This is a genomic window from Planctomycetota bacterium (genome assembly GCA_018242585.1).
GTDB lineage: Bacteria > Planctomycetota > Planctomycetia > Pirellulales > PNKZ01 > JAFEBQ01.
Map to the genome: position 1 here is coordinate 42,796 of JAFEBQ010000012.1, position 22,362 is coordinate 65,157.

Annotated in this window: 17 protein-coding genes and 1 tRNA gene; 8 read left to right on the forward strand and 10 right to left on the reverse strand. The window is 62.1% G+C overall.

Annotated elements, in window-relative coordinates:
* Together JSS27_06360 and xerC are read left to right on the forward strand one after the other, a co-directional pair.
* Positions 1-231, forward strand: a complete 231-nt coding sequence (locus JSS27_06360) for a hypothetical protein (GenBank protein MBS0208562.1) — start codon at positions 1-3, stop codon at positions 229-231.
* 120 nt (positions 232-351) lie between these two features.
* Positions 352-1,269, forward strand: coding sequence for a tyrosine recombinase XerC (gene xerC / locus JSS27_06365; protein ID MBS0208563.1), 918 nt, complete (start codon positions 352-354; stop codon positions 1,267-1,269).
* A 245-nt stretch (positions 1,270-1,514) separates the two neighbouring features.
* Here xerC and JSS27_06370 read toward each other — a convergent pair whose 3' ends face one another.
* Positions 1,515-2,147, reverse strand: a complete 633-nt coding sequence (locus JSS27_06370; protein ID MBS0208564.1) for a response regulator transcription factor — start codon at positions 2,145-2,147, stop codon at positions 1,515-1,517.
* Positions 2,148-2,582: 435 nt separating this feature from the next.
* On the opposite strand from JSS27_06370, the gene JSS27_06375 reads away from it, so the two are divergent.
* A complete protein-coding gene (locus JSS27_06375; GenBank protein MBS0208565.1) occupies positions 2,583-3,968 on the forward strand; it encodes a sigma-54-dependent Fis family transcriptional regulator in 1,386 nt (461 codons plus the stop codon).
* Positions 3,969-4,115: 147 nt separating this feature from the next.
* On the opposite strand, the gene JSS27_06380 is transcribed toward JSS27_06375, so the two are convergent.
* From JSS27_06380 to JSS27_06390, 3 genes are all read right to left on the reverse strand, one after another.
* Positions 4,116-5,084, reverse strand: coding sequence for a sugar phosphate isomerase/epimerase (locus JSS27_06380; GenBank protein ID MBS0208566.1), 969 nt, complete (start codon positions 5,082-5,084; stop codon positions 4,116-4,118).
* Positions 5,085-5,296: 212 nt separating this feature from the next.
* Complete coding sequence (locus JSS27_06385; GenBank protein MBS0208567.1) at positions 5,297-6,262, reverse strand: hypothetical protein; 966 nt, start codon at positions 6,260-6,262, stop codon at positions 5,297-5,299.
* A 15-nt stretch (positions 6,263-6,277) separates the two neighbouring features.
* Complete coding sequence (locus JSS27_06390) at positions 6,278-6,937, reverse strand: hypothetical protein (GenBank protein MBS0208568.1); 660 nt, start codon at positions 6,935-6,937, stop codon at positions 6,278-6,280.
* Positions 6,938-7,374: 437 nt separating this feature from the next.
* On the opposite strand from JSS27_06390, the gene JSS27_06395 reads away from it, so the two are divergent.
* Positions 7,375-7,463, forward strand: a tRNA-Ser gene (locus tag JSS27_06395).
* Positions 7,464-7,796: 333 nt separating this feature from the next.
* On the opposite strand, the gene JSS27_06400 is transcribed toward JSS27_06395, so the two are convergent.
* Positions 7,797-9,188 (reverse strand): Gfo/Idh/MocA family oxidoreductase, encoded by a 1,392-nt coding sequence (locus JSS27_06400; GenBank protein MBS0208569.1) that lies wholly within the window; start codon positions 9,186-9,188, stop codon positions 7,797-7,799.
* A gap of 664 nt (positions 9,189-9,852) precedes the next feature.
* On the opposite strand from JSS27_06400, the gene JSS27_06405 reads away from it, so the two are divergent.
* The 3 genes from JSS27_06405 to JSS27_06415 all read left to right on the forward strand — a co-directional run bounded on the left by JSS27_06405 (position 9,853) and on the right by JSS27_06415 (position 13,615).
* A complete protein-coding gene (locus JSS27_06405; GenBank protein ID MBS0208570.1) occupies positions 9,853-11,682 on the forward strand; it encodes a hypothetical protein in 1,830 nt (609 codons plus the stop codon).
* A 16-nt stretch (positions 11,683-11,698) separates the two neighbouring features.
* Complete coding sequence (locus JSS27_06410; protein ID MBS0208571.1) at positions 11,699-13,120, forward strand: hypothetical protein; 1,422 nt, start codon at positions 11,699-11,701, stop codon at positions 13,118-13,120.
* Positions 13,121-13,273: 153 nt separating this feature from the next.
* Positions 13,274-13,615, forward strand: a complete 342-nt coding sequence (locus JSS27_06415; GenBank protein ID MBS0208572.1) for a hypothetical protein — start codon at positions 13,274-13,276, stop codon at positions 13,613-13,615.
* Between the two features lie 122 nt (positions 13,616-13,737).
* On the opposite strand, the gene JSS27_06420 is transcribed toward JSS27_06415, so the two are convergent.
* The 5 genes from JSS27_06420 to JSS27_06440 all read right to left on the reverse strand — a co-directional run bounded on the left by JSS27_06420 (position 13,738) and on the right by JSS27_06440 (position 20,327).
* Positions 13,738-15,474: a hypothetical protein gene (locus tag JSS27_06420; protein MBS0208573.1), complete on the reverse strand. Its 1,737-nt coding sequence runs from the start codon at positions 15,472-15,474 to the stop codon at positions 13,738-13,740.
* A 474-nt stretch (positions 15,475-15,948) separates the two neighbouring features.
* Complete coding sequence (locus JSS27_06425; protein MBS0208574.1) at positions 15,949-16,458, reverse strand: hypothetical protein; 510 nt, start codon at positions 16,456-16,458, stop codon at positions 15,949-15,951.
* 133 nt (positions 16,459-16,591) lie between these two features.
* Positions 16,592-18,262: a hypothetical protein gene (locus tag JSS27_06430; protein MBS0208575.1), complete on the reverse strand. Its 1,671-nt coding sequence runs from the start codon at positions 18,260-18,262 to the stop codon at positions 16,592-16,594.
* 384 nt (positions 18,263-18,646) lie between these two features.
* Positions 18,647-19,753: a cobalamin biosynthesis protein P47K gene (locus JSS27_06435; GenBank protein ID MBS0208576.1), complete on the reverse strand. Its 1,107-nt coding sequence runs from the start codon at positions 19,751-19,753 to the stop codon at positions 18,647-18,649.
* Positions 19,754-19,919: 166 nt separating this feature from the next.
* Positions 19,920-20,327, reverse strand: a complete 408-nt coding sequence (locus tag JSS27_06440; protein ID MBS0208577.1) for a hypothetical protein — start codon at positions 20,325-20,327, stop codon at positions 19,920-19,922.
* Positions 20,328-20,510: 183 nt separating this feature from the next.
* Between JSS27_06440 and JSS27_06445 the strand changes: the two genes are divergently transcribed.
* Positions 20,511-22,358, forward strand: a complete 1,848-nt coding sequence (locus JSS27_06445) for a B12-binding domain-containing radical SAM protein (protein ID MBS0208578.1) — start codon at positions 20,511-20,513, stop codon at positions 22,356-22,358.
* Positions 22,359-22,362 lie beyond the last annotated feature (4 nt).

The following is a 22,362-nucleotide window of genomic DNA, read 5'->3' on the forward strand; positions in this document are numbered from 1 at the left end:
ATCAACGTGGTGGCCTTGGTCAAGGGTGAAGAGCGGTACGTCTTCTTGTACGACGAGACCAGCCGTGCCGAGACCCTGCGAACCTTGGGCCGCTTTGCCTCGAACCCGGACCTCAGCTTTAGCTGGTACGATGCCGCGGTTCTCAGCCAGCGGATTCGCCAGGAAGCGCGCCAGGCCCAAGCGCCGCGCCGCTTCTCGTTGCCGATGAGCGCTGACTTCGAGGAACTCTAAACGGTGGACGCCACCCGCGCAAACCGGCCGGGTGCGCCGTCGCAGGGATCCACCGGCGCGACCGATTCAACCGCCGCGGCTTCGGCGGGCCGCCCGTCTCCGGCCGCGCCCACTGGGCCGCTGTGGCAAGCGGTTGTGCGCTACCTGAAGTACCTGCAGGTCGAGCGCAACGCCTCGCCGTTGACGATCAAGAGCTACCGCGAGGATCTGACGGGACTCGTGCAATACCTGGCCCACGCCCACGGCGGTCGCGCCCCAAAGCCCGAGACGATTGGCACGCCTGAACTGCGGGCCTACGTCGCCACGCTGCACGACTCGGAACTGGCCAAAAGCACGATCGCCCGCCGGCTGGCGTCGCTGCGCAGCTTCTTTCGCTTTGGCCAGCGCGATGGCTGGGCCCAAGCGAACCCGGCCCGGCCGCTACGCAACCCGCGGCGCAATCGACCATTGCCGCACTTTCTTTCCACGGCTGAAGTCGGCCAACTGCTCGAAGCGCCGCGCGGGAGGGGAGCGTTGCCGCTGCGCGATCGGGCGATTCTCGAGACGCTCTACTCGGCCGGATTGCGCGTCAGTGAGTTGGTCGGGCTGAATGACGCCGACCTGGACCTGGAATCAGGCCTGGTCCGCGTGCGCGGCAAGGGGCGGCGCGAGCGGCTTTCGCCCATCGGTTCCCATGCCGCGGCTGCTCTGCGGCGCTGGTTGGCCGAGCGCGATCGACAGCAGCGCCCACCGGCGCGCGGGCCGGCGCAGCGCGGCGGGGCGCCGTTGTTCGTCAACCGATTCGGCACACGGCTCACCTCGCGCAGTGTCGGCCGCTTGCTGGAAAAGTATCTCCGCGAGACCGGCCTGGACAGCCGGACCAGCCCGCATACCCTTCGCCACAGCTTCGCCACGCACTTGCTCGATCGCGGGGCCGACATTCGTAGCGTCCAGGAGTTGCTGGGACACAAGAGTCTGCTGACCACGCAGATTTACACGCACGTCAGCACGGCCACCCTGCGGGCGGCGTACGAACGGGCCCATCCGCGAGCGCAATAGCCAAACAGGGTTTCCTTCATCAACGATTACGCGCAAACCCTTCTCCCTCCGGGAGAAGGTGGCCGAAGGCCGGATGAGGGTCAGCATTGAAGCTGGAGTCGCGCAAGATTGACGCGCGACCCTCATCCGTCGGCTAGCGCCGCCACCTTCTCCCCGGGGGAGAAGGGTTTGGCGCTACGTCGCGCTAGATTGATGCGCCCGCTTTAAGGTGCTTATCAACACGGAGAGGTGGAACCGTCAGCACCTTATACCAAGCCGCGCTTGACGGCCCAGACGGCTGCTTGCGTTCGATCGGTGACGTCCATTTTGCGCAGCAAGTGTTGAACGTGTTCTTTCACCGTTTCGACGCTGATCGACAGGGATCGGCTGATTTCCTTGTTGCTCAGCCCCAGGGCTAGGTGTCGCAACACCTGCGTCTCGCGCTGGGTTAGGGTGACCTCGGCCCCCTGTTCCTTTTGTTTGGTGGCCATGGCGTTGGCGACCTTGCGTAGCTCGCCGTATTGGCTCGGCGCGTTGCCGGCGGCCACGTCCATGATCACTTGGATCAGCTCTTCGCGCGTCGCCCCCTTCAAGACGTAGTCGGCGGCGCCGAGCGCGTGGGCCCGGGCGATGTAGGTGGGGTTCTCGTACGTCGAGAGCATGACGACCTTCAGGTCCGGGAAGCCCTCGCGCAGTTGGCCGAGCGTTTCGAGCCCGTCCCCTTCGACCATCCGGATGTCCAACAAGACCAGATCAGGTTTGAGCTGACCGGTCAACTCGACGGTCTCGGAGCCCGATGCCGCCTGACCGACAATTTCAATCCGCGGGTCATCCAGCAGATTGACTAACCCGCTCCGCACCACTTCGTGGTCGTCGGCAATTAATAATCGTACCAGCATGCCAGTGATCTCCCCAATGCTTGGCAACTTGGCATCGCGCCGCCAGCGCATCTGCCCTACGAGGTCGGGCCAAGTAGAACACGACCTCGCGCTTAATCGTACCCGTCATGTGCGGCCGGGCAAGCCTGAAAAATCCCTACAAATGCGTAGGTTGCTAGATTCGTAATCTATGGACGAGAGCGGTTCGGCGCGCTCGTCTCCTACATCAAGGATCGTTCAATTTCGTTCGATGGGTGCGCCTCATTAAACCGCACATTCGGTACACGTTGGCGATTGTTCGCCAACTGTCGACATCCCGCGACAGCCGCGGAGGTCGCAATGTTGACCTACCGCAACCTGCGACGTAGATGATTCTCGACGAATCATTGTTTGACACGCGACTGCGCCCTGTGCGCAGCGCTTTTGGATTGAGCCCCCCGGGCAACGAGCTGAATCATGAATCGCGTCTCTTTGTTGTTGGTTGACGACGACCGCCACCTGCTCGAGTCGATGTCCGATTGGCTGCGCGAGCAAGGCTATGCGGTCGACACGGCCGACAGCCAGGCCACCGCCCTCGCGCAACTGAAAAAGCGCTCGTTCGAGTTGCTGCTGATTGATATTCGCCTGGGCAATGACGACGGCTTCGAGCTGTTGGAGTGGGCTCGCCAGAACCAGCCCGAGGCGACGGTGATTCTAATGACCGGCTATGGCACGGTCGAAACCGCGGTCGAAGCGATTCGAGCCGGGGCGTTCGATCTGTTGACCAAGCCGTTGATCGACGACGAACTCGAAATGTCGATCGAGCGGGCAGTCAAGACGCGCCGCGTGCTGGAAGAAAACAAGAATCTCAAGGCGCAGCTCGACCGCAAGTTCGGCATGGAAAACATCATCGGCCACGATGATCAGATGCGCAAGATGTTCGACGTGATCGACAGCGTTGCCGACACTCGGGCCACGATCCTGGTCACCGGCGAAAGCGGCACCGGCAAGTCGCTGATCGCCCGCGCGGTCCATCGCCGCAGCAGCCGGCGCGACGGGCCATTTGTCGAAGTGGCCTGCGGCGCGCTGCCCGAGACTCTGCTCGAAAGCGAGCTGTTCGGCCACGTGGCGGGCGCGTTCACCGGCGCCACGACCGACAAGATGGGCAAGTTCAAGCAAGCCGACGGCGGCACGCTGTTCCTGGACGAAATCGGCACCGCCACGCCCGGCCTGCAGGTCAAGCTGCTCCGCGTGTTGCAGGAGTTCGAGTTCGAACAAGTCGGCGGCAACAAGACATTCAAGGTTGACGCCCGGGTGATCCTGGCCACGAACGAAAACCTCGAGAAACTGGTCGCCGAAGGGCGATTCCGCCAGGATTTGTTCTACCGGATCAACGTCATCAACCTGGAACTGCCGGGTCTGCGCGATCGGTTCAGCGACATTCCGTTGTTGGCGCAGCACTTCCTGGAACAAGTCTGCGAGGAATCGGGCAAGAAGGTCACTGGCTACACCGACGAGGCGCTGGCCGCGTTGCAGCGCTATCGCTGGCCAGGGAATGTCCGCGAGTTGCAGAACGTGATCGAACGGGCAGTGTTGCTTAACAAGACTTCAACGATCCGCGTCGAAGACCTGCCAGCCAACCTGGTGCATGCCGCGCCGATCAGTGTCGACCCGCTGGGACAGCGCAAGCTGAAAGAAGCGCTGGCCGACCCCGAACGGCAAATCCTGTTGCAAGTGCTCGAAGAGCACCACTGGAACCGGCACGCCACGGCGGCCGCCCTAGGCATCAACCGCACCACGCTTTACAAAAAGATGAAGCGGTTGAACATCAGCGGGCAGACGGCGGCAGCGGAGAGGGCCTAGCAAAAGTTGCTAGTTGCGTGCTGCTGGTTGCTAGAAAATGCAAATCACCAGCAACGAGCCCTTAGGCTTAGCGTTGCCACTTGTTTGCAGTCGGCACGGATGGGCTGGCTGCCTACTAGCAACTAGGCACTAGCAACCAGCAACTTTTCATCCGAATACCTCTTTCATCTCGTCGATGATTCGCGGCACGGTCTCGCGCGGGTCTTCTTTCTCTTCGTATTCCAGTACGACGAAGCCCCGATAGTTGCAAGTGCGCAGAATCTGCGCTAGGCGCTTCAGATCGGTCGCCTCGGGCTTGGCCCCCGGGCGGTGGACGGTCATCTTGATTTGGACGTTGATCGCGTGTGGGGCGATCTTGGCCAGGTCGCGGTAAGGATCGTCGCTGGCGAAGTTGCCCGAGTCGAGATTCACGCCGAACCAGGGGCTCTTCACGTCGCGCGCAAGGCGCAGCAACCCTTCGGCCTCGGTCGTCAAGCCGCCATGATTCTCTAGCGCCAGAAAGACGCCGTGCTTGCCAGCGTAGTCGCACGCCTCTTCAAAGCCTTCGACCGCCAGGCGGTGCGCAGTTTCGACGTTGGCTGCGGTCTCATCGGGTGTTTTGCCCGGCAGCGCTTTGCCCGAGAAGACGCGAATGACCGGCGCGCCCATTGTCTCGGCATAGTCGATCCAGCGCTTGGTGTATTCCATTTGGGCCGAGCGTTCTGGTCCCGCCGGCAAGCAGAAGTCGTTAGCGATGGCCGTGCCGCTGATACTCAACCCTTGGCGGAAGGCCAGTTGCTTGAGACCCAGCAGGTATTCGCGCGTGATCTCGGCCGGGAAATAATACGAGGTCAACTCAGTGCCCGCCAGACCCAACTCGCCGCAGTAGCGAATGAAGTCTTCCAGGCTCATCGTGCCGGCGCGAGGCTTCTTGACCCCCGGCTGCTGGGCGTTGGGCAAGGCGTCGCGAAAGCTGTACGCGGCCAGGCTGAGGCGAAACGCTCTCGGCCGGGGTTCCTTGTACGTCTCGGCCCGCGCGATCCGCGGCGCGGGCAAGTTCGCGGCCACCCCCAGCGCGGCACCCGAGGCGGCCAGTGCCGAGACTTGAAACAAACGACGGCGATCGAGGCGAGGCATGGGCGTGGGCTCCGGGCGAGGCGTAGTCAGGAGGGAGATGGCCTGACAATACTGTGCGCCCGAGCGCGAAGCAAGTTTTTGGGGAGCGATTAGCGGTTAGCTATTAGCGATTAGACCGGGGGGCCGTTGTCAGTTGTCCGTTGTCAGTTGTTAAGACACTGGTGCAGGAGTGCAACTGACAACTGACCACGCTAGCCCCTAGTCTCTAGCCTCTAACTGCTCTTCCCACACACCATCCGCCACTGGTCGGCCGACACGAACGCCAACGTGGCCGCGATCATTGCCAGGCCAAACGTGAACAGCCCGCTGACCAGCGCCAACAGCACCCAGAGCACCACCCCCACGACCAGCCAGAGCGGCCGGGTCAATGGGTGCCAGATGGCCAAGGGGAAAGTCAATTCGTAAACAATTTGGGCGTGCGTCCAGAGATTGATCAAATACCGGCCCAGCGGTGGACTGGTTTGTGCGGCCAGCGAGGTCAAATCGAACACGCCGCCGTTGCTGTTCAACGACAGCCACCAGAATGCCGTCCCGTTCCACCAGGCGTCGCCGAACATTTTGGCCATGACCATCATCACGAACACCAGCGTCAAGTGAACCTGGATCAGGTTCAACGCGATGTTGGCACTGACCGACGGCTTGACCGGCACACGTCCCGAGCGATCGCGCCACCAGGCGTCGAACGACAGATACGCCCCCGACGGCCCGACACAGATGTACAACATCAGCAAGTTCAACATCATCTCGAACGGCGAGACGACAACGAACATGCGATGCGAATACGAGATCATCGTGGCCGCGGCCAGCACCGACGTTACCCGGCTAAACACCCCCAGCGTGTAAAGGGCCACGACAGCGACGCTTAGATAGTGAATCGTGCGGAGCGACCGGGCATCGGCGGCGTAGTCGAGCACCGAGAACCGATACGCCCCGCCGTAGTCGGCGTCGCGAAAACCTTCCATCTGCCGCGCCAGGTCCAAGGGGAGCATCCCCTGACGGCCAATCAGCCGATCGAGGTCCGGCGTCAGTGTGAGCAGCGCATAGGTAGCCAACAAGCCGGTAAACACACGCAGCACGCCAAGCGGCAATGGGTCCACCGCCGTGAACCAGAGTCGGTTCCAGGTTTGCCCCATTTGATCGAACAGCGCGTTGAAATAGCCGCGAGCGAGCGAAAGCATGGCGGACCAGTCTCCTTACTTCTCGGCCTTGGGGGCCACTTCGGCGGCCGATTCGATCTTGAACAGGTCGACCTGCGAGCGATTGTCCGGATCGACCAAGATCCGCGCTTCGTACGCCGTGCGGACTTGGGGCGCGGGGGGCACGAACGGATCGTTGCCGATCGGTCCCCGTTGCCGCCAGCGGACGCTTAGCTTACCCCCGGTAGCGCCCGTCTCGTTGACGAGCGCGCGAGCCAAGGTGCGTGGGAAGGCACTTTCCAAAACCTGGTGCTGGGCAAAGGCCCAATTCACCGATTGAAAGGCCAGCCGCTCGTAGCGGCGCGAACGGAGCCGCGAGCGGATGTTCTCGGGCGGGACCACTTCGTTGCGCGTCGAGCCGTCGGGCATGGTCAACTCGAAGTCGACCCAGCATTGCGTGTCGGCGTCGGGCGCGTCGCTGGGGGTGTACGTGTAGGTGAACGCATACGAGAAATCGAGCAGCAGCGTTTGCAGATAGGCGCGCAAGCCGGGCACCTGCCGCCGCAGGCCGTCTTCCAGCAGCGACGCTACCTGGTTCGAGGTCATGCCGACCACGATGCAAAACAGGTGCAGAAAGAGAAGCAAGCTGGCCACCGTACGCGCGCCGGGCGAAAGCCCCAGCGTCGGCGCGGACGCGCTTTGAGTCGGTCGATCCATCCATGCCTCCTGCAATGGCCACGCGAGCGCGAACGGCCCGGTGGGTGAAAGACATCCTTGGCGCGCAACGTCTGCCGACCGATCAGCGCCAGGCAACGAAGGCGCCCCGCGCACGATAGGCCGCCGCCCGCTGCGTCTTGTTTCCAGGGAGTTCATCGGCCCAGGCTAGCGCGGCCGACGAGTCCGCCTCGCGGTTTAACAGTTGTGCCGAGTGAAGCGGGTGCCTGCGCCGCACGAATTTGCCGGTCGGAAGCCGGTCCAGTTCAGCTAGCAGCACTCGGTGGCAACTGAGCGATCGGCCCGAAAGACTTGCGGCATCATGGCTTGCAACGTGGCGATGAAAACCTACAATGGCTCGGTGCAATTGGCCGATATGATTAGTCGGCCTCGTTCCATTTTGCCCAAGCGGCAGATTGAACGCCGCAGGTAATCGACCCGGAGAGGTGGCTGAGTGGTCGAAAGCGCCGGTTTGCTAAACCGGTGTACGGGTCAAACTGTACCATGGGTTCGAATCCCATCCTCTCCGCTTCAAAAGAGACACGGCTCGCAAGTGCTTTTTATGTAAGCATTTGCGAGCCGTGTTCGTTTTCGTGGCCCCCATTTGTCCAGACGCAAAACTTCAGGGGCCTCCGGCCTCGTTGGAGCGGCGCACATGTTTTCGATTCGAGCGGACATGGGAAGGCAGCATCGATATTGAAAACTTCCCGCAAAGGCGACGATTCAGTTGGGGTAGCCGCGATCATATTAGCGAGCGCAACGCCCCCATGACGCCAAAGAGCCACAAGTTCAGCGAAAGCGTCTGTGTCAGTTGGCAAATAACCGGCGCCATCACGGCAAGTTGTGGCATAGCTGAGTTGGTCTAGGCGTCGAGCGACCAGCCCGTGCGGTACTCGCGTCCTAACATTTTTTCGGCCTCGGGAGCGTTGGGGAACTTCATGTTCTTGGCGTCCCACACCAGCTTGCGTCCGGCGCGATAGGCGATGCTGCCCAGGTGATTGGCTTCGGTCAGCGGGCCAGCATAGTCGAAGTGGCAGGTCGTGGGGGAGCCGCTCTTGCAAGCCTGCAGCCACTCGGCATGGTGGCCAATCGAGTCAGGAATCGACTTGGCCGGCATTTGGAAGGGTGCAAAGTTGGGCAACTGCTTGCCATCGACCAGCAGTTGATACTTGCTGTAATCGGCCAGCAAACTCCCCTGGTCTCCGATGAACAGCACACCATTCGGCCACTGCGGAATCTTGCCGTCGGTCCACAGCTTGGGCTTCAGCGCGCCCTGATGCCAGGTCAGCTTCACCGGCGGCAAATCGCCCCGCGGGCCATATTCGTAGGTCGCACTGAAGGAGGCAGGGGCGATTTCCGGATGCGGCGGCGGGCCGCTGGCGTCGATGGTGCGCGGTGCGTCGAGCTTCAAGGCCCAAAAGGGCAAGTCATTCCAGTGGCTCCCCAAGTCCGACATCGTACCGCTGCCAAAGTCCCACCAGCGATACCATTTGGGCCCCGGGAAATAGACTTCATGGAACGGGCGCGCGCGAGCAGGCCCGAGCCACAAATCCCAATCCAATTCCGGTGGCACGGTCGACGTGTCGGTCGGACGGTCCATGGTCCAGACAATGTCCTTGTTCTTTTCCGCGTCGTCCTGGCTTTGCCAGCCCCAGGCGCGCGAGACCCAAACGTGGACCTCGCGCACCGGGCCGAGCGCGCCGCTTTGGACGAATTCGACCACGCGGCGATAGTTCGCCGAGGCGTGCAGCTGGGTTCCCATCTGCGTGGCCACGCCCGATTGGCGCGCCACTTCGGTTACTTTGCGCGCCTCATGCACGGTCAGCGTGAGCGGCTTTTCGCAATAGACGTGCTTCTTGCGCCGCAAGGCCGGCAGCGTGGCAAAGGCGTGCGTGTGTTCCGTCGTGCTGACTACGACGGCGTCATAACTCCCCTCGGGGAGCGTCTCGTACAGCTTGCGAAAGTCGCGAAAGGTTTTGGCCTGCGGGGCGATTTCGAGCGCGCGATTGATTTGATTCGCGTTCACATCGCACAGGGCAACGATGTTCTCGGACTTGACCGAGTTCAAGTTGCCAAAGCCGCGACCGCCACAGCCGATGACGACCAGATTCAGCTTTTCGTTCAGCGATCGAGCGCTGATGAGTCGCGGCGCGGCAAACAGGGCCGACGCTCCGGCGGTCGCGGCGCCAAGGAAGCGGCGGCGCGGCATGCCCGAAGCGGGACGGTCGGAACTGTGAGTCACTGGGCGGGACATGTGTACACCTCGTGGATGGTCAGGCGGGATGGCCTGAAGCTAACTGCCCCTCGCAAGGAATGCAAATTGGGCAACGACGACCACCAAGCCGAGAAGCTTGACGCCATGACTCGGCGATATGGTCCGATTGCCAGCCGATAAAGTTCGTGGGTGGCCGAGAGATCAAAATCAAGTTCGACGTGCAGTTCGAAGGAAACCAAGTTCGATTGGTCAATGATCGAAAAGACATCTCGCCGCCTCAGCCCACGGGCCACCATTGATGCTCAGTTGTGGCGATAATAGGCGGTTCATTCCCCGCTAAAGCGTTCGTGTGTCCGCTTCGGCGCACTTCGCTAGTACGGCCCTTTTCGCCGCAATCGGAGGGGAAATCGAGGCCAAACCTCACTACCTCCTTTTACGAGCCATCGTCGTAAAGCGATGACGGCTTTTCTGTTGCGACGTGGGACCACTTTGCGGTCGCGGTTAGGGGCCTGGCGCGGGTCGACGCGCCGAGTGTCGCAACACAAAAAGATAGCGGAAGAATCCCAACATCGCTGCGCGCCGCAAGTACAATAGGCGGCAACGGAATGCCCGGCTCCAGATTGAATGGGCATCGACCATGGGGCGGCCAACACAGCACTCAGTTTCCAATTGCAGCCATGACCACTGGCCATTGCTGGCGGCCATGATTGTTCTCTTGCTCGGGGCGTGTCTTGGCACGAGCGCCTTGTGGGCGCAAGCGGTCGCAGTCCCGCTAGAGTTGCCGGCCGCAGTGCTGCAAGCCACTCGCGACGCGCTGGCCAAGCCAAGCGCCGGCCAGGTTGCCGCGGCGCGGCAGCGCATGGCCGACGCATTGAGCGCGGTCGAAGCGCAACTGGCCAAGTATCCCAATGCGGTCAGCCTGGGCCAGGACATGGGGCTGGCATTGCTTCGTGAAGACCTGAGCGCCGAGCGTCCGGCGACCGAGCAGCTTGATGCAGCGTACGATCGTCTGCGTCATTCGCGCTGGCAGATGCCCAAAGAGGCCGGCGCCGAATTGCGCGACGCGGTCACGGATTATGCCGCGGCGCTGCGCCGCGGCTTAGCCAGCGCGAACGAAACCGCGCCGCTGGTCGATCGGATGGACCAGGCGTGGCGTCAATTTGCCCAGCAGCCGACGGCCGAGCGATTCGACACGGTACGCGAGGCGGTTCAGCAGTTATCACGGCTGGGCGCCGCCGACGCGGTCTTGAGCTGGCTGGATCTGCATGCTTCGTATCCAAATCAATGGGTGCTCGTCGCCCGGCCTGACCTGGAACGGATGATGAGTCGCCCGATCAAAGTCGATCAACCGGTCGACACGGTGTCGCAAGGGGCTCGCATTCGCGGCCGAGTGACCGGCGAAGGAGTGATCTCGGCCTCGCTTCCCCCCAACAGTGAGAACAGCGAGTTGCACGTCCATTTCTCGGGCACGGCCACAGAGCGATTCAACCTGACCAAGGGGATCGCCAGCATCAACGTCAACGGCACTACCCAGTTGCAAGGTCACCAGCCGTACCAACTGTCGGCGGGCGTGCTGGGCGAGAGCAAGCCCGACATTCGTCTGGGAATGCAATTGCGGACGGGGCGCGTGAGTCTGGCCATTCGATCGTGCGTGGTCCGCGCCATTGCCGAGCCGATTGCCCAGCGAATTGCCCAGCGCAAGCTCGCCGAGAAGCAACCCGAACTGAGACGCTACGCCACCAAGGCGATTGCCGATCGCGTCGACTTGGAGACCCGCGGCATGGTGCTTCAACTCAATCGCTTGGCCGCGTTGACGGTGTGGAACCCGCTGAACGATTTGACCGTCATCGGCCGCCCGCGATTCCAGACGACGGATCGCGAACTGATCGTCTCGACGCGCTTTGTCACGCCAACGCGCGGTGGCGCGCCCACGCTTCCGCCCGAACTTCCGGCCGGCGACTATGGGCGGATCGCGCAACTGCACGAATCGTCGATCGACAACACATCCAACACGATCGCCAGGCGCGACCTGACCGAATCGTTGGTACATGAAACCTTGTTCGACATGATCGGGTTGCAGGAGCCCGAGACGACGACGGGGCCGCGCATGCCATCAACACTGCGGCTGGCGAGTCGTGATCCCGTGCGCGCGCGGTTTCGCCAAGAAACCGCCACGGCTCGCTGGAATATCCAGGGTTATCAGCAAGGAACGGCCGCCTTCGTCAGCGCGCCATGCACGATCCGCGCGGAATACACGGTGCGGCTTGTCGACGGCCAATTGAAGCTCGAACGGAGCGCGCTGTCGATCGAACCTGGCGACGCTGCCTACGCGGCCGAGGTGCGAGGCGTCAGCGAGCGATTCTTTCCGGCGACGCTCGCTTCTCGACCGAAAGCCGGCGGCTCGTCAAGTGCGAGCCACACGCGGATGAGTTATGTCAAGTGTGATAATGGCTGGCTCAGCCTGGGCTGGGAACGCGAGCACACCGATCAGCCGTTGGCCCAAGCCGAAGCCACCTCGACTTCCTCTAGATAGCGACAGCGAGGACTCCATGAAGCGATGCCTGGGAGTCGTCAGCCTGTGCGTGATCGCTGGCGTGGCGCTATTGCCTCGTCCGACCGGCGCCGCCGAGCCGCTGTCGCCCGAGCTGCAGCAGCGATTTCGCGACGCGGCGTTATTCGTCCACTTTCAGGGCAAAGGCTCCTGCTTGCCCTACGACGGCGGCGTAATCAAAGAAGCGTCGCGCCGCATTCCGGCGCTGGTCGAAAACCGCGTGGTCATCGGCGGCAATTCCAGCGGCTCGTTGCTGGCGATCTACTTTGCCGTCCATGGCTTCGCGCCGCGGAGCGTCTCGTATGCCGAATACCGCCTCAAACGCGGCGACGTGGCCGCGGTTCGCAAGGCGGAAAGTTCGTCGGTCAAAATGGTAAAACTGCTCCGCAAACAGCCGACCGAAGTGTCGATGTTCACCGCCATGCGCGAGTTCGTCGGCTTTGCCTTGGGGGTCGATGACTGGCGCTCCGCGCGCTCGTTCGGCGACATCGCCCGGCGCAGCAAGGCGCGGCTGCAACTGCCGGTCGTCATCATTGCCGCCAACAAGGAGGTCATCGACAATCGCGTGCCAGGATCCGATTTTGACGCCCGCGGCCACAAGGTGTTCGACGCGCGCAACTTCTCGGTGTCGTGGAAGGCGGATGTTTACGAGTACTACCGCCAACATCCGGCGCAATTTGAACGAGACCATCCGAACCTGCGGCTGGGTGCGACGGCTTACATCGGCAAGGCATGCACGATGTTCGTCGACCCCATGATGTACGCGCTGTTGAGCCAGATTCCGGCCGCGGAACGATTGGGCGATTTGCGGTTGATCACGACGCCCGACGATATGGCGATGGCCATCGAAGCCTCGGTGGCCGAGCCCACCTATTTCGATCCCGTGGCCGAACGATCACCGGACAGACTGCTGGTCGATGACACCTGGGGAAATCTGGGCAATTCCAAACGGCGGATCTATTGCGGCGGCTTTACGATGACGATGGCGGCGCAGGACCAACGGCGCATGCTGCCGGGGCTGCGCGTGCTGGGCACCGGTTGGTCGCAAACTCCGGCCCCGGGGCGTAGCCTGCTGAAGAGTTGGTATTTGCTTGACATGGAACCGGTGTCCGAACTCAACTCCTGGTGGGCCGACATGGAGATCACACCAGCCCACGACGACCAGGTGCGACTCGACAAGCACACGCTATCGAACGAAGAGGAGTTCCGGCTGGGAGAAGAAACGGCCGCGCGCTACTTCGACAAGGATCACAGTCGGTCCCGCTTCGTCCGCCGGCCCGACTACCATTATCCCGCTACCGCGGCCATCTGGCCCGAGCAGCTTCCCGTGGACATGTTCTTGGACGCGAGCGAAAAGGGGCCGCGGGCCGAACTTAAGACCTGGCGCGGAATGGGGCCATTGTTGGCGAGGCCACAATGATGAAAAGGCCGATGCGATTCCACAGCAGGCGTTGTCCGTTTGCCTGGCGGCAATGACAGCACGTCACCACGAGCCATCATTCAGCGTGCCTTTGTCCTGACGCGGCGAAGTTGCAATTGCTAGCTTCTTGGTGGAACGATATTCTCCGCCGCCATGCGAAGCTCTTTGCGGGGGTTGGTGATTGTTTGTAGCGCGGTGTTTGGCTGCGCCCAGCAGTCGGCTACGCCGCCGCCCGGAGCGGCCTATCCCAATAGCCCCGCCAACGTCCCGGGACAATTGCCAGCCGGCGGGGCGTTCGCGCCGCCGCGATATAAGCTGCCGCCTGGCTACCCGGTCGAGCCGCAGGGCTCGCCGGTGGCCGATCCGGGGCCAGCGAGGAAACACCTGCTGTGGCCGTTCACCATGCTCGACCGCGTGCAGGAAGCCGGTTATCAACGCCGCGGCGCCGACTACGACTCGCGGCTCAATTACTTTCGGTACTATCCGAAGGACTGAGAGTGCGTTCCGCGTTGGTCAGTGGCCCGTCGCCATTTGTCAGTTGTTGAAGAGCCGCCCATCAAGTGCCACGGGCCACGGACAACTGACCACGGACCTTCGGCCTAACCGCTAATCGCTGCTCAGAAATCCACCTGCAGTCGCGTGACGTACAACTCGCCTACGCTCCAGCCTTGTAGCGCTTGCTGCGCGCCGGCGTAGCCAGTGTTGTTCAGCATGGCGTGGATGTAATTGAACTGGAATTTCGAGTACGCATTCAGGAACCAGGTCATGCCCAGCGTGACGTCGGTGAGCGTTCCTTGGCCGTTGCCATTCGAGTTCGACAGGTACCGCAGATTCGAAGGATTGCGAATGTCGACGTACGACAGGCGCGCCCCAACTTCCCAAGCGCCCCAGCCGTGAATGCCGCGCTTCGACCCGCGTTGCAGCGAGATGAAGTCGGTATAGGGGATGATCTTGCCCAGCGAGGCGGTTCGCTTGTCGTACACGCGATGCTCGCCGGTCAGGCGGTACGCCGCCTGGACGTAGCCGCCATGATAGAAGATCGTGCCGGCATTCGTGCCATTGACGGCCGTGCCCATCCATTCGCCCGTGAAGCCCCACGGGCCGAGCTGAGCGAGACTTTCGATGCCAAAGAGGTCAAACGACTCGGCCTGGTATTTGCCCGAGTCAACGTAGACCGGATTCGACGCATTGGCAAAGCCGAAGTTTTGGGATACATCCGAATAGCCCAAGGGGCCGAACTCGGGGCTGGTCTTGGACTGGTAGAACGGCACGTTCGAGCCGGCGCTGGTCTGGCCTGGTTGCACCGTGGCGCTGTTCCACGACAGATAGCTGTAGTCGAAGCTGGCGCCGACGTGCCACAGGTAACGATCGTTGGCCAGATCATCATAGTAGAGCAAGTGTGTCGCACGGCCCGAGTACGAATAACCCCCTTGGCCGATATCGGTGGCAAAGCGGTCGTCGCCCAGCGGAGCGTTCTGGAAACCGCCGGTCTTGAAGACGCTGTTCGCCCAGTTGGTCCGCTGATCGATCGAGCCGTTGTAGGCCATGACGCCGACGCGTCGGAACGGCACGAACGCCAAGAACGGTAACGACCGTTCCAGAAAGGTCAGGTTGCGGAACCCAGTCATCGCGTCGACGCTGAACGGCTGGCAAAACTGCCCGGCGCGAACCGAGCCGAGCAACGGGATGTTCTGCTGTTCGAGCCAGATATCAAAGAAGCTAGGGCGGCCGGCGGTGGCGAAGTCGACTTCGACCATGTAGTTGGTGAACTCGGCCACCTTGCCGACGATGCCTACGCGGACGCGGCGGAAGTCGACGCCTGGCTGCGCCGAGCCGACTTGTTGGATGTTCTTCCCATCTTGCGAGAACCAGCCGCCGTCCAACTGGGTGAAGCCGGTGATCCTGAAGGTGGGAAACTCTTCCGACTTGGCGGCCATTTTCTTGATCGTGGCGGACGAGTCGTTCAACTGTTTTTTCAGATCGGCCAGCTCTTTCTGCATGGCCTTCATCTGATCTGGCACACTTGGCGGTTCGTCAGCCGCCAAGTTGCCATAGGCCGCGGGCACGACGCCGCCGGGCGCCATTTCGGGCGCAACATTAACCGACGGTGGCGGGGCGAACGGCGCGACCGCGGCGGGCTCGGCGTCAAACGCCGGCGCTTGCCCCAGGGCGCTCGTTGCCGCGCTGGCCAACGGGACGGCGACGATGCCGGCCAGGACCGCGCGCCAGCGCCAGCTACAACAACCGGCCAACCGCGCCAGAGCAGCGCGGCCAACGGCCGTTCGGTGCTTGGTGGATGGTTCGGCGCCGCGCGTGGCGGCGTTGTCTCCGGTGTCGTGAGTGTCAAGGCGCATGACGGTCTCCTAGGCGCTGAAGCGCTCGCCTTCACGGTCGCTAGATCACGCGAGCGTGGTAAAGGCGAGTTCGGCCGGCGGGGCCGCTGTCGGTTCGCCGCGGGCGACGATCGCGCGAGGCGGACAAAACCCAGAGTGGGCGTCCGGCGATGGCTCAGCGCGTGAGAAGTCCGGGCTGACCATCGGCTGGGGACGCCAAGCCTCCGGTTGTCCGGTCAGCCGTCGTTGCCGTTGGCGCGGCAAGGATCGCTACAAGTGATGCCTTTGTACTTATCGGAAACGCCGCTACCAGCGCTTGAGATGACAGCACCGTCAGAGGCGGCACTTTGTGGATATTCCACATTGTCGCGAGCGCTCTACTAGCGTCAACTGACAGAGCTCGCGATTGATCGCATTCGGCGGCGCGCCCAAATAAAAAGGCCCAGGACCGATTGGCCCTGGGCCTCAATTGGTTCGTGATTGTTGCGGCCGGGCTTATTGGCCGTCGACCGGCGCTTCGGCCGAGGCCTGTTGAGCCAGTTCTTCGCGATCGAGCTGTTGCTGGATCATGGCCTGGGTCTGGGGAGTCCCTTCGCCGCAGTCCTGCTCGCCACGGTTGCAACCGCAGCCGTTGCAGATCACCTTGACCACGCACTTGAAGCCGGGCTTTTCGTCGATCACGGTCTTCTTGACCAGCTTGGTCCGGGTGCGGACCTGGCCGCAGCAGGGCTTCCAGATGATTTCCTTGCGGCAGCCGTGGAGCGCGTCGCAGTCGGGCACGCACTTCACACCGCACATCTTGCTGGGGCCGGGCACGCAAAAGTCTTCGCATTCGCAGTCATAGACGACGCGCGGAACCTTCTTGACCTCGGGCACCAGGCAGCAGATTTTCTTGACGTTGTGACAGCCGCAGTTCGGGCAGCAGTGGTGATGCCGGCCGGCATAGGCCAACAGGGGGGCTGCCAGCATGGCGGCCAGAACCAACAGGGGAGCGAAGGCTTTCATAAGGCACCTAACCAGTAAAGCGCTACTAGCTGTTCTTCGGCTAAAAATGGGAGGTTTCGCCACACGACAACTTTAAGTGTCCGCGCTGCCGCCAGGGCAAGCTGTTCCGGCGGCTGCGGTTGACTGCTATCGGTTAGAACTCGATTTGAAACCGCGTGGCGTAGATATCCATGGTGCTGGAGCCCGTCACGTTGCTGTCCAACATGGCGCGAATCCAGTTGAACTGGACTCGGGTGTATTGATTCCACCACCAGTTCAAGCCAACGGTGCTTTCATTCAGTGAGCCCGGGTTGGGCGAGACCGGAATCCCGGGCGTACCACCCAATTGATTGGCGGCCAGAATGTTAGTGGCGCTCAGGTCCAAGTACGACCAGCGGGCCGTCAGTTCCCACGCGCCCCAGCCACACATCCGCTTCCGCCGGCCCAGGCCGAAGAACTCGGTGAACGGCTTGACGTTGTAGTCGAGCACGCCCACCTGCTTGTTGTAGCCGGCGTTCTCGCCGGTCAAAAAGTAACCGCCTTGCAGGTACGTGCCACCGTAATAGACCGGCGGCCCGTGCAATTGATTCAACTGAGTGAGCAACACTTCCGTTTGAAAGTGCGCTGGGCCGTAGTTGCCCGCCAACTCGGTGTGCCAGAGATGGTAGTTCGACGCCAGGATGCGGCCGGTGTCGAGCACGAAAGGCGTGCCCCCCGCCGTGGCGCCGCCAGCCGCCGGGTCGCCGACGAAGAATTCGGGAATGGTGCGAGACTCGTACGTCTGGGCTTCGCTGCCCGATTGGCCAAAGCCGCCGATTTGGCTGTAATTGTAACCGCCGCCGACGTGCAACAGATACCGCCCGTTGGCCGGTTCATCGTAGTACAGCAAGTGCGTGCCGCGAATCGAGGTCGAGACGCCGTTGTTGCCCAGTTGAGTGCCAGAGCGATTATCGCCAAATGTCGAATAGCTGGTGCCGGAGCCGTTCCAAAAGGTCAGGCCGGTGCCATAGACGCTATAGGCGAGCAGGGACCGTTCGTCCTCGCTGTTGCACCAGGCCATGGCGCCCACGCGGCGGAACGGATCGAGCGCTTGAAACGGCGTCGAACGCTCGAGGAATTCGAGGTGACGGACGCTGGTCCACGAGTCCATCGTGACCGGCATGCGAAACTGTCCCACGCGCACATTGCCGAAGAACGGCAGATTCGATTGCTGGACCCAGAGGTCCATAAAACTCGGCCGGCCCACCGTGGCGAAGTCGAACTCCATGGTATACGAAGTGAACTCGCTCAGCTTGCCGAACGATTGCAGACGAGCGCGGCGGAAGCCGATGCCGTTCTGAACGGGGCCAAGGGTGGCCGTGTTGACCGCCGATTGATCGAACAGCCCGTCGTCCAGTTGGAAGAAGCCGGTCAGACTAAACAACAGCGACTGGCCCGGTATCGGCGCCTGCAGCAAGTTTTCGAGGTTCCTCAAGCGTTCGTAGATCGCCGGAAAACTAGGTTCGTCCTGTAACTGGTTGTTCGCGGTCGATGGCTGGTTGACGTAAGCCGCCGGCGTGGTACGCTTGCCGCGCAAGGCGGCGATCTCGGCTTCGTTCTGCGCGATCCGTCGCATCAACTCGTCGATCGTCGGCTGCGTGTTGGGTGCATGGGTCGTGGGTGTCACGCCCGGGCCAGTTGCGCCAACATAATCTGACGCTGGAATGGCGGATGCTTCAGCCGGCGCGGCAAGGGGGGCAGCCGGTGGCGCCAGTGTCTGAGCTTCAATCACCGATGGCGCCAGCAGCGTGGTCGCGATCGCAACCGACAGCATCCGTTGCCACATGATTGATACTCCAATGGTCGCGCTCGGTTGCACTCGTCGCTGACGTCGTCTGGCGTTTCGGTGCGTGAAGCGAGGATTCTTACCCACTACAATTGGTATCGATCGGAATCGACGTAGTGGTTGAATTGCTAGTGTGCTTAATTGCTCGCCCATTGCTAGCGGCAAGTCGTTGCTAGCGAAAATGTCTCGAGCGCTGTGTCGCCGCAGGCACGCGGCGCGACAGTTTCGCGCTAGCCGTTCAACGACCGCTGGCATTCGTAATGAACTTGATGCGTGCGCGAGGAATTGTCGCGCCAGCACGGCGTGCCTGTGAAAGATCGCTAGCATCGCGAACTGCGCGCTAGCGTGCGGCGCGAAGTGAAGAAGGAGTATCCGTGCCGCGCGTTACGAGGCGGCGACGATCCGATGCGTGGGTACCGGCCGCCCAGGGCGAAAACTTTGCAGCGTATTGATCGACGCCACCGCGCCGGCCGCGGTCGCTTCGTCGGCAACCGCTCGACGGACAAGCTGCGCGAGCGTGTCGGGATCGAGCGCCACGCGCGCATTGACGACGACGTCGGCTTGGCGCGTGTGGCAATCCGAAGCCAGTGACAATACCGGCGCGGTCTCGCTGCTGACCAGGTTGGCAACGCCGTAGAGGCCTTCCCACAGGCCAATCACCTTCAAGTGAGCTGTTTCGGCCGAATGTCGAGCAAACTCGTCGCGCAGCCGCCGCAGCAAACGCAGCAGAAAACCATCGAGATCGATCGGGGTCTGCGCCTTCAACGTCAGTTGGCTGTTCAGCCAGCCCAACTCCGCTTCCCCTTCAGCATAGACATCGTAATCGACGTCGATCACACGACGACCGACGGCATCGTGTCGATCGAGCGCCGCGCAGAACGCGTCGAACCCGTCGCCGGTTTTCGCCGACATGCGGATCACTGGCCGGCCGGGAAACTGGCTTTCCAGCAGACTCGCAAGCTCGGCGACTTCTCCCTGGGGCAGCTCGTCGATCCGATTGATGATCACGAAGTCGGCTTCTTCGATCTGCTTGCGGAAGATGTACTCGGCCTTGGGCGAAAAGCCGGCGTTTGCCTGCTGGCGCAGAATCTTGCCGCCGTGGCTCGGCTTGACGATCACGCCATAGGGGGCGATGTCGAGCGGCACGGCGTAAATCTGTTGCAACGGGCGAATGACCGTCGCCACCAGATCGGTGCAACTGCCGACCGGCTCGACGATGATCACGTCGGGGCGCTGTTCCTCGCTCAATTGCTCGACCGTCGCTGTCAGCGCGTTGAAGTTGCAGCAGAAGCACGAGCCAGCCACTTCGCCGACGTCGAAACCTTGCGAGCGGAGCAAGTTCGTGTCGACCAGGTCGGTCGTCTGGTCGTTGGTGACGACGACGACACGCTTGCCTAGGGATTGAAAACGCCGAGCCAGTCGCGCGATGGTCGTCGTTTTGCCGGCACCCAGGAAGCCGCCGATCATGATGAAGCGAGGAGCGTTGCTCATGGCTGATTCCAACGTGTGTGGCGTGTGATGGGCGGAAAACGATCCAGCGCGTGAACCCCGCCGGGTTCCCTTCGCGCCATGAATGCGAACCGGATCGGACACTCTAGCCTGTGTCGAAATGAACGGCAACCACTGGCCATTGCCCTCGTCGAGATCAATCCGGCATTCACTTGCCAAACTCAGCGACGGTCGGGTCACTGAGATGGATATGCGAGACGACGCCACGTTCCACCGGCGCGGCTTGGAATACAAAGCAAAAGTAGCGCATCGCGCCGCTCCGATAGGCCACCAGGGCGCAGCCAGCTTGCCGCGCGGCGAAGAAAGGCTTGTTTGTCGAACAGGTGTTCGAGCACTCAATGCTGCATACCACGTCGAACGATTGCGGCGCGAAGCCAATGCGATTGGCATCGGCCCACATCCATTGTGGCGGGCTGAGCGTCATGCCGGTGACCCGACAGCCGGCGTGCCACAAGCCATGATGAATATGCTCGCCCCACAACAGCCGGTAAAACGGCGTGACCAGGTCATAGTGACTTCGGACGGCGGATTTCTTGACGTCACAAACGGAAATCATCGGGTGATCTTGCCAAGAGGTGCTGGCGAGGGAGCTCTCGTAACACATTAAGCGACTCGTGAGGCGATTGCGACTGCTAGCAGGCTGCCCCGCAATACTGACCTTGCGGCAAAGGGCGAACCGGCTTACAAGTCCCCGCTAGCTTCGGTTCAGTGTCGCTTTTTTTAAGGCAAGGTCGACCCGATGGAACTGACCATGCGGCGAGGGAACGACGTGTTCGTTCCCGAAGGTGGCTTTCGCGATCTGACGGGGCGCCTGGCCACGCGGCGCGAAGAGCTCGCGCAGATCCCGGTCGTGGTCCTATCTTGCTTTGACGCGCGGACTCGGCTCTTGCCGTTCGTGATCTACGATCACTCGATCTTTCCTGCCGGCGCGCGAACGGTCGCCGGCGCGGTTTACCAGGCCGGCTTCACGCGGACCCGGGCGGTGTTCCAACTGTGGAACAAGAACTTCCGGCCCAGTCGCGCCAAGATCGACGGCTTGCCGGTTCAAGTGCTGTTGGTGTCGTCCATGCAGATTCACGCCGGCAAAGCGTACGAGGCGATTCGCGAAGCGCGCAACATGGGGGCCGAGCGTCCGCTGATCATCGCCGGTGGTCCCAAGGCGGTCTACGAGCCTTATCACTTTTGGAATCGTGGCGCGGGCGGCGAGTGCGCGCCCCCCGACGTGGTGGTGACCGGCGAGGCGTATGTGCTGGTCGAGTTGTTGAGCGTACTGGTCCAATTTCGCGGCCATGGCGAGACCATGCGCATGGCCTTTGAGCGGGCACGCCGCGAGGGGGCGCTCGACGGAGTGCCCGGCCTGGTTTACATGGACCCGGCGTCGACGTTGCAGGAACCGCGGCTGGTCGACACCGGCTTACAGCGACTGGTGCAGCACTTGGACGAGTTGCCCGACGAAGTCACCGCGCTACGGTTGATGGAGCCGCCCCACAAGGGGCCGGGGCTCTCGGCCCGACCGATCGCCGATAACCAGGTACGGCACCACGCGCGGTTCGTGAGCTTACTGCTCACGCAAGGTTGCAAGTTCAATTGCTCGTACTGCCCAATCCCGGCCATGAACCAGCGCAGTTGGCGGTTCCGCAGCCCAGAGGGCATTGCGCGGCAATTAAAAACCGTTCACGAGACATTCGGCGTCCGTCACTTCTTCGGCACCGATGACAACTTCTTCAACCGCCGCGAGACGGCCGAAGGCATTTTCGAGGCGCTGGCCAACACCAAGCTCAGCAACGGGTCGCCGCTGGGTCGCAAGGTCCGCTGGGCCACCGAGGCGACGCAGTTCGACACCTTCAAGAACCGCGACCTGCTGCCGCTGGCGCGAAAAGGGGGCCTGTCGGGCATTTGGTTCGGGATCGAAGACCTGACGGCCGAACTGGTCAACAAGGGGCAGAAGCCCGAGGTCACCATCGAGCTGTTTCGCGAGCTACAAGCCCAGCGGATCATGCCCATGGCGATGATGATGTACCACGAGGGTCAGCCGTTCCACACGCGCGATTCACTCTACGGCTTGTACAATCAGGTCGACTTCTTGCGCAAAGCGGGCGCCATTTCGGTCCAGGTGACGGTCCACATTCCAGCGGTCGGCACCCGCGAGTACGAGAAGACCTACGAAACAGGGCAGGTGCTGAAGGCGCTCGGCGACGAGCACGTGCCCGAGTCGGCAATTGATGGCAATCACGTGATCGTGGCGGGGCGCGAAGCGATGTGGCGCCGTCAGTTGAAGCTGCTGGCGGCCTATGCCACGTTTTACAATCCGCTCAATCTGTGGCGGGCCTGGCGTCACGATCGTTCGCCGGTTCGCGATAAGCGGATCGCGTTTCAGGCGCTCGGGTTCTTCGCCGTGCTATGGACGACGTGGAACGTGCTGCCCTACCTGTTCAAGCTGTTGACGCGTCGCGCGGCCTTTCACGCCGGGCCAGTGCCGCAAAGCACCGTGCCGGTGCGTCAGCCTTGGCAATCGTTTTCGCGCTTGCCCGAGGGCTGCGCTCCCGACAGTGTCACGCAGATCGAACCGTTGCAATCGGCGGCGTGACGAA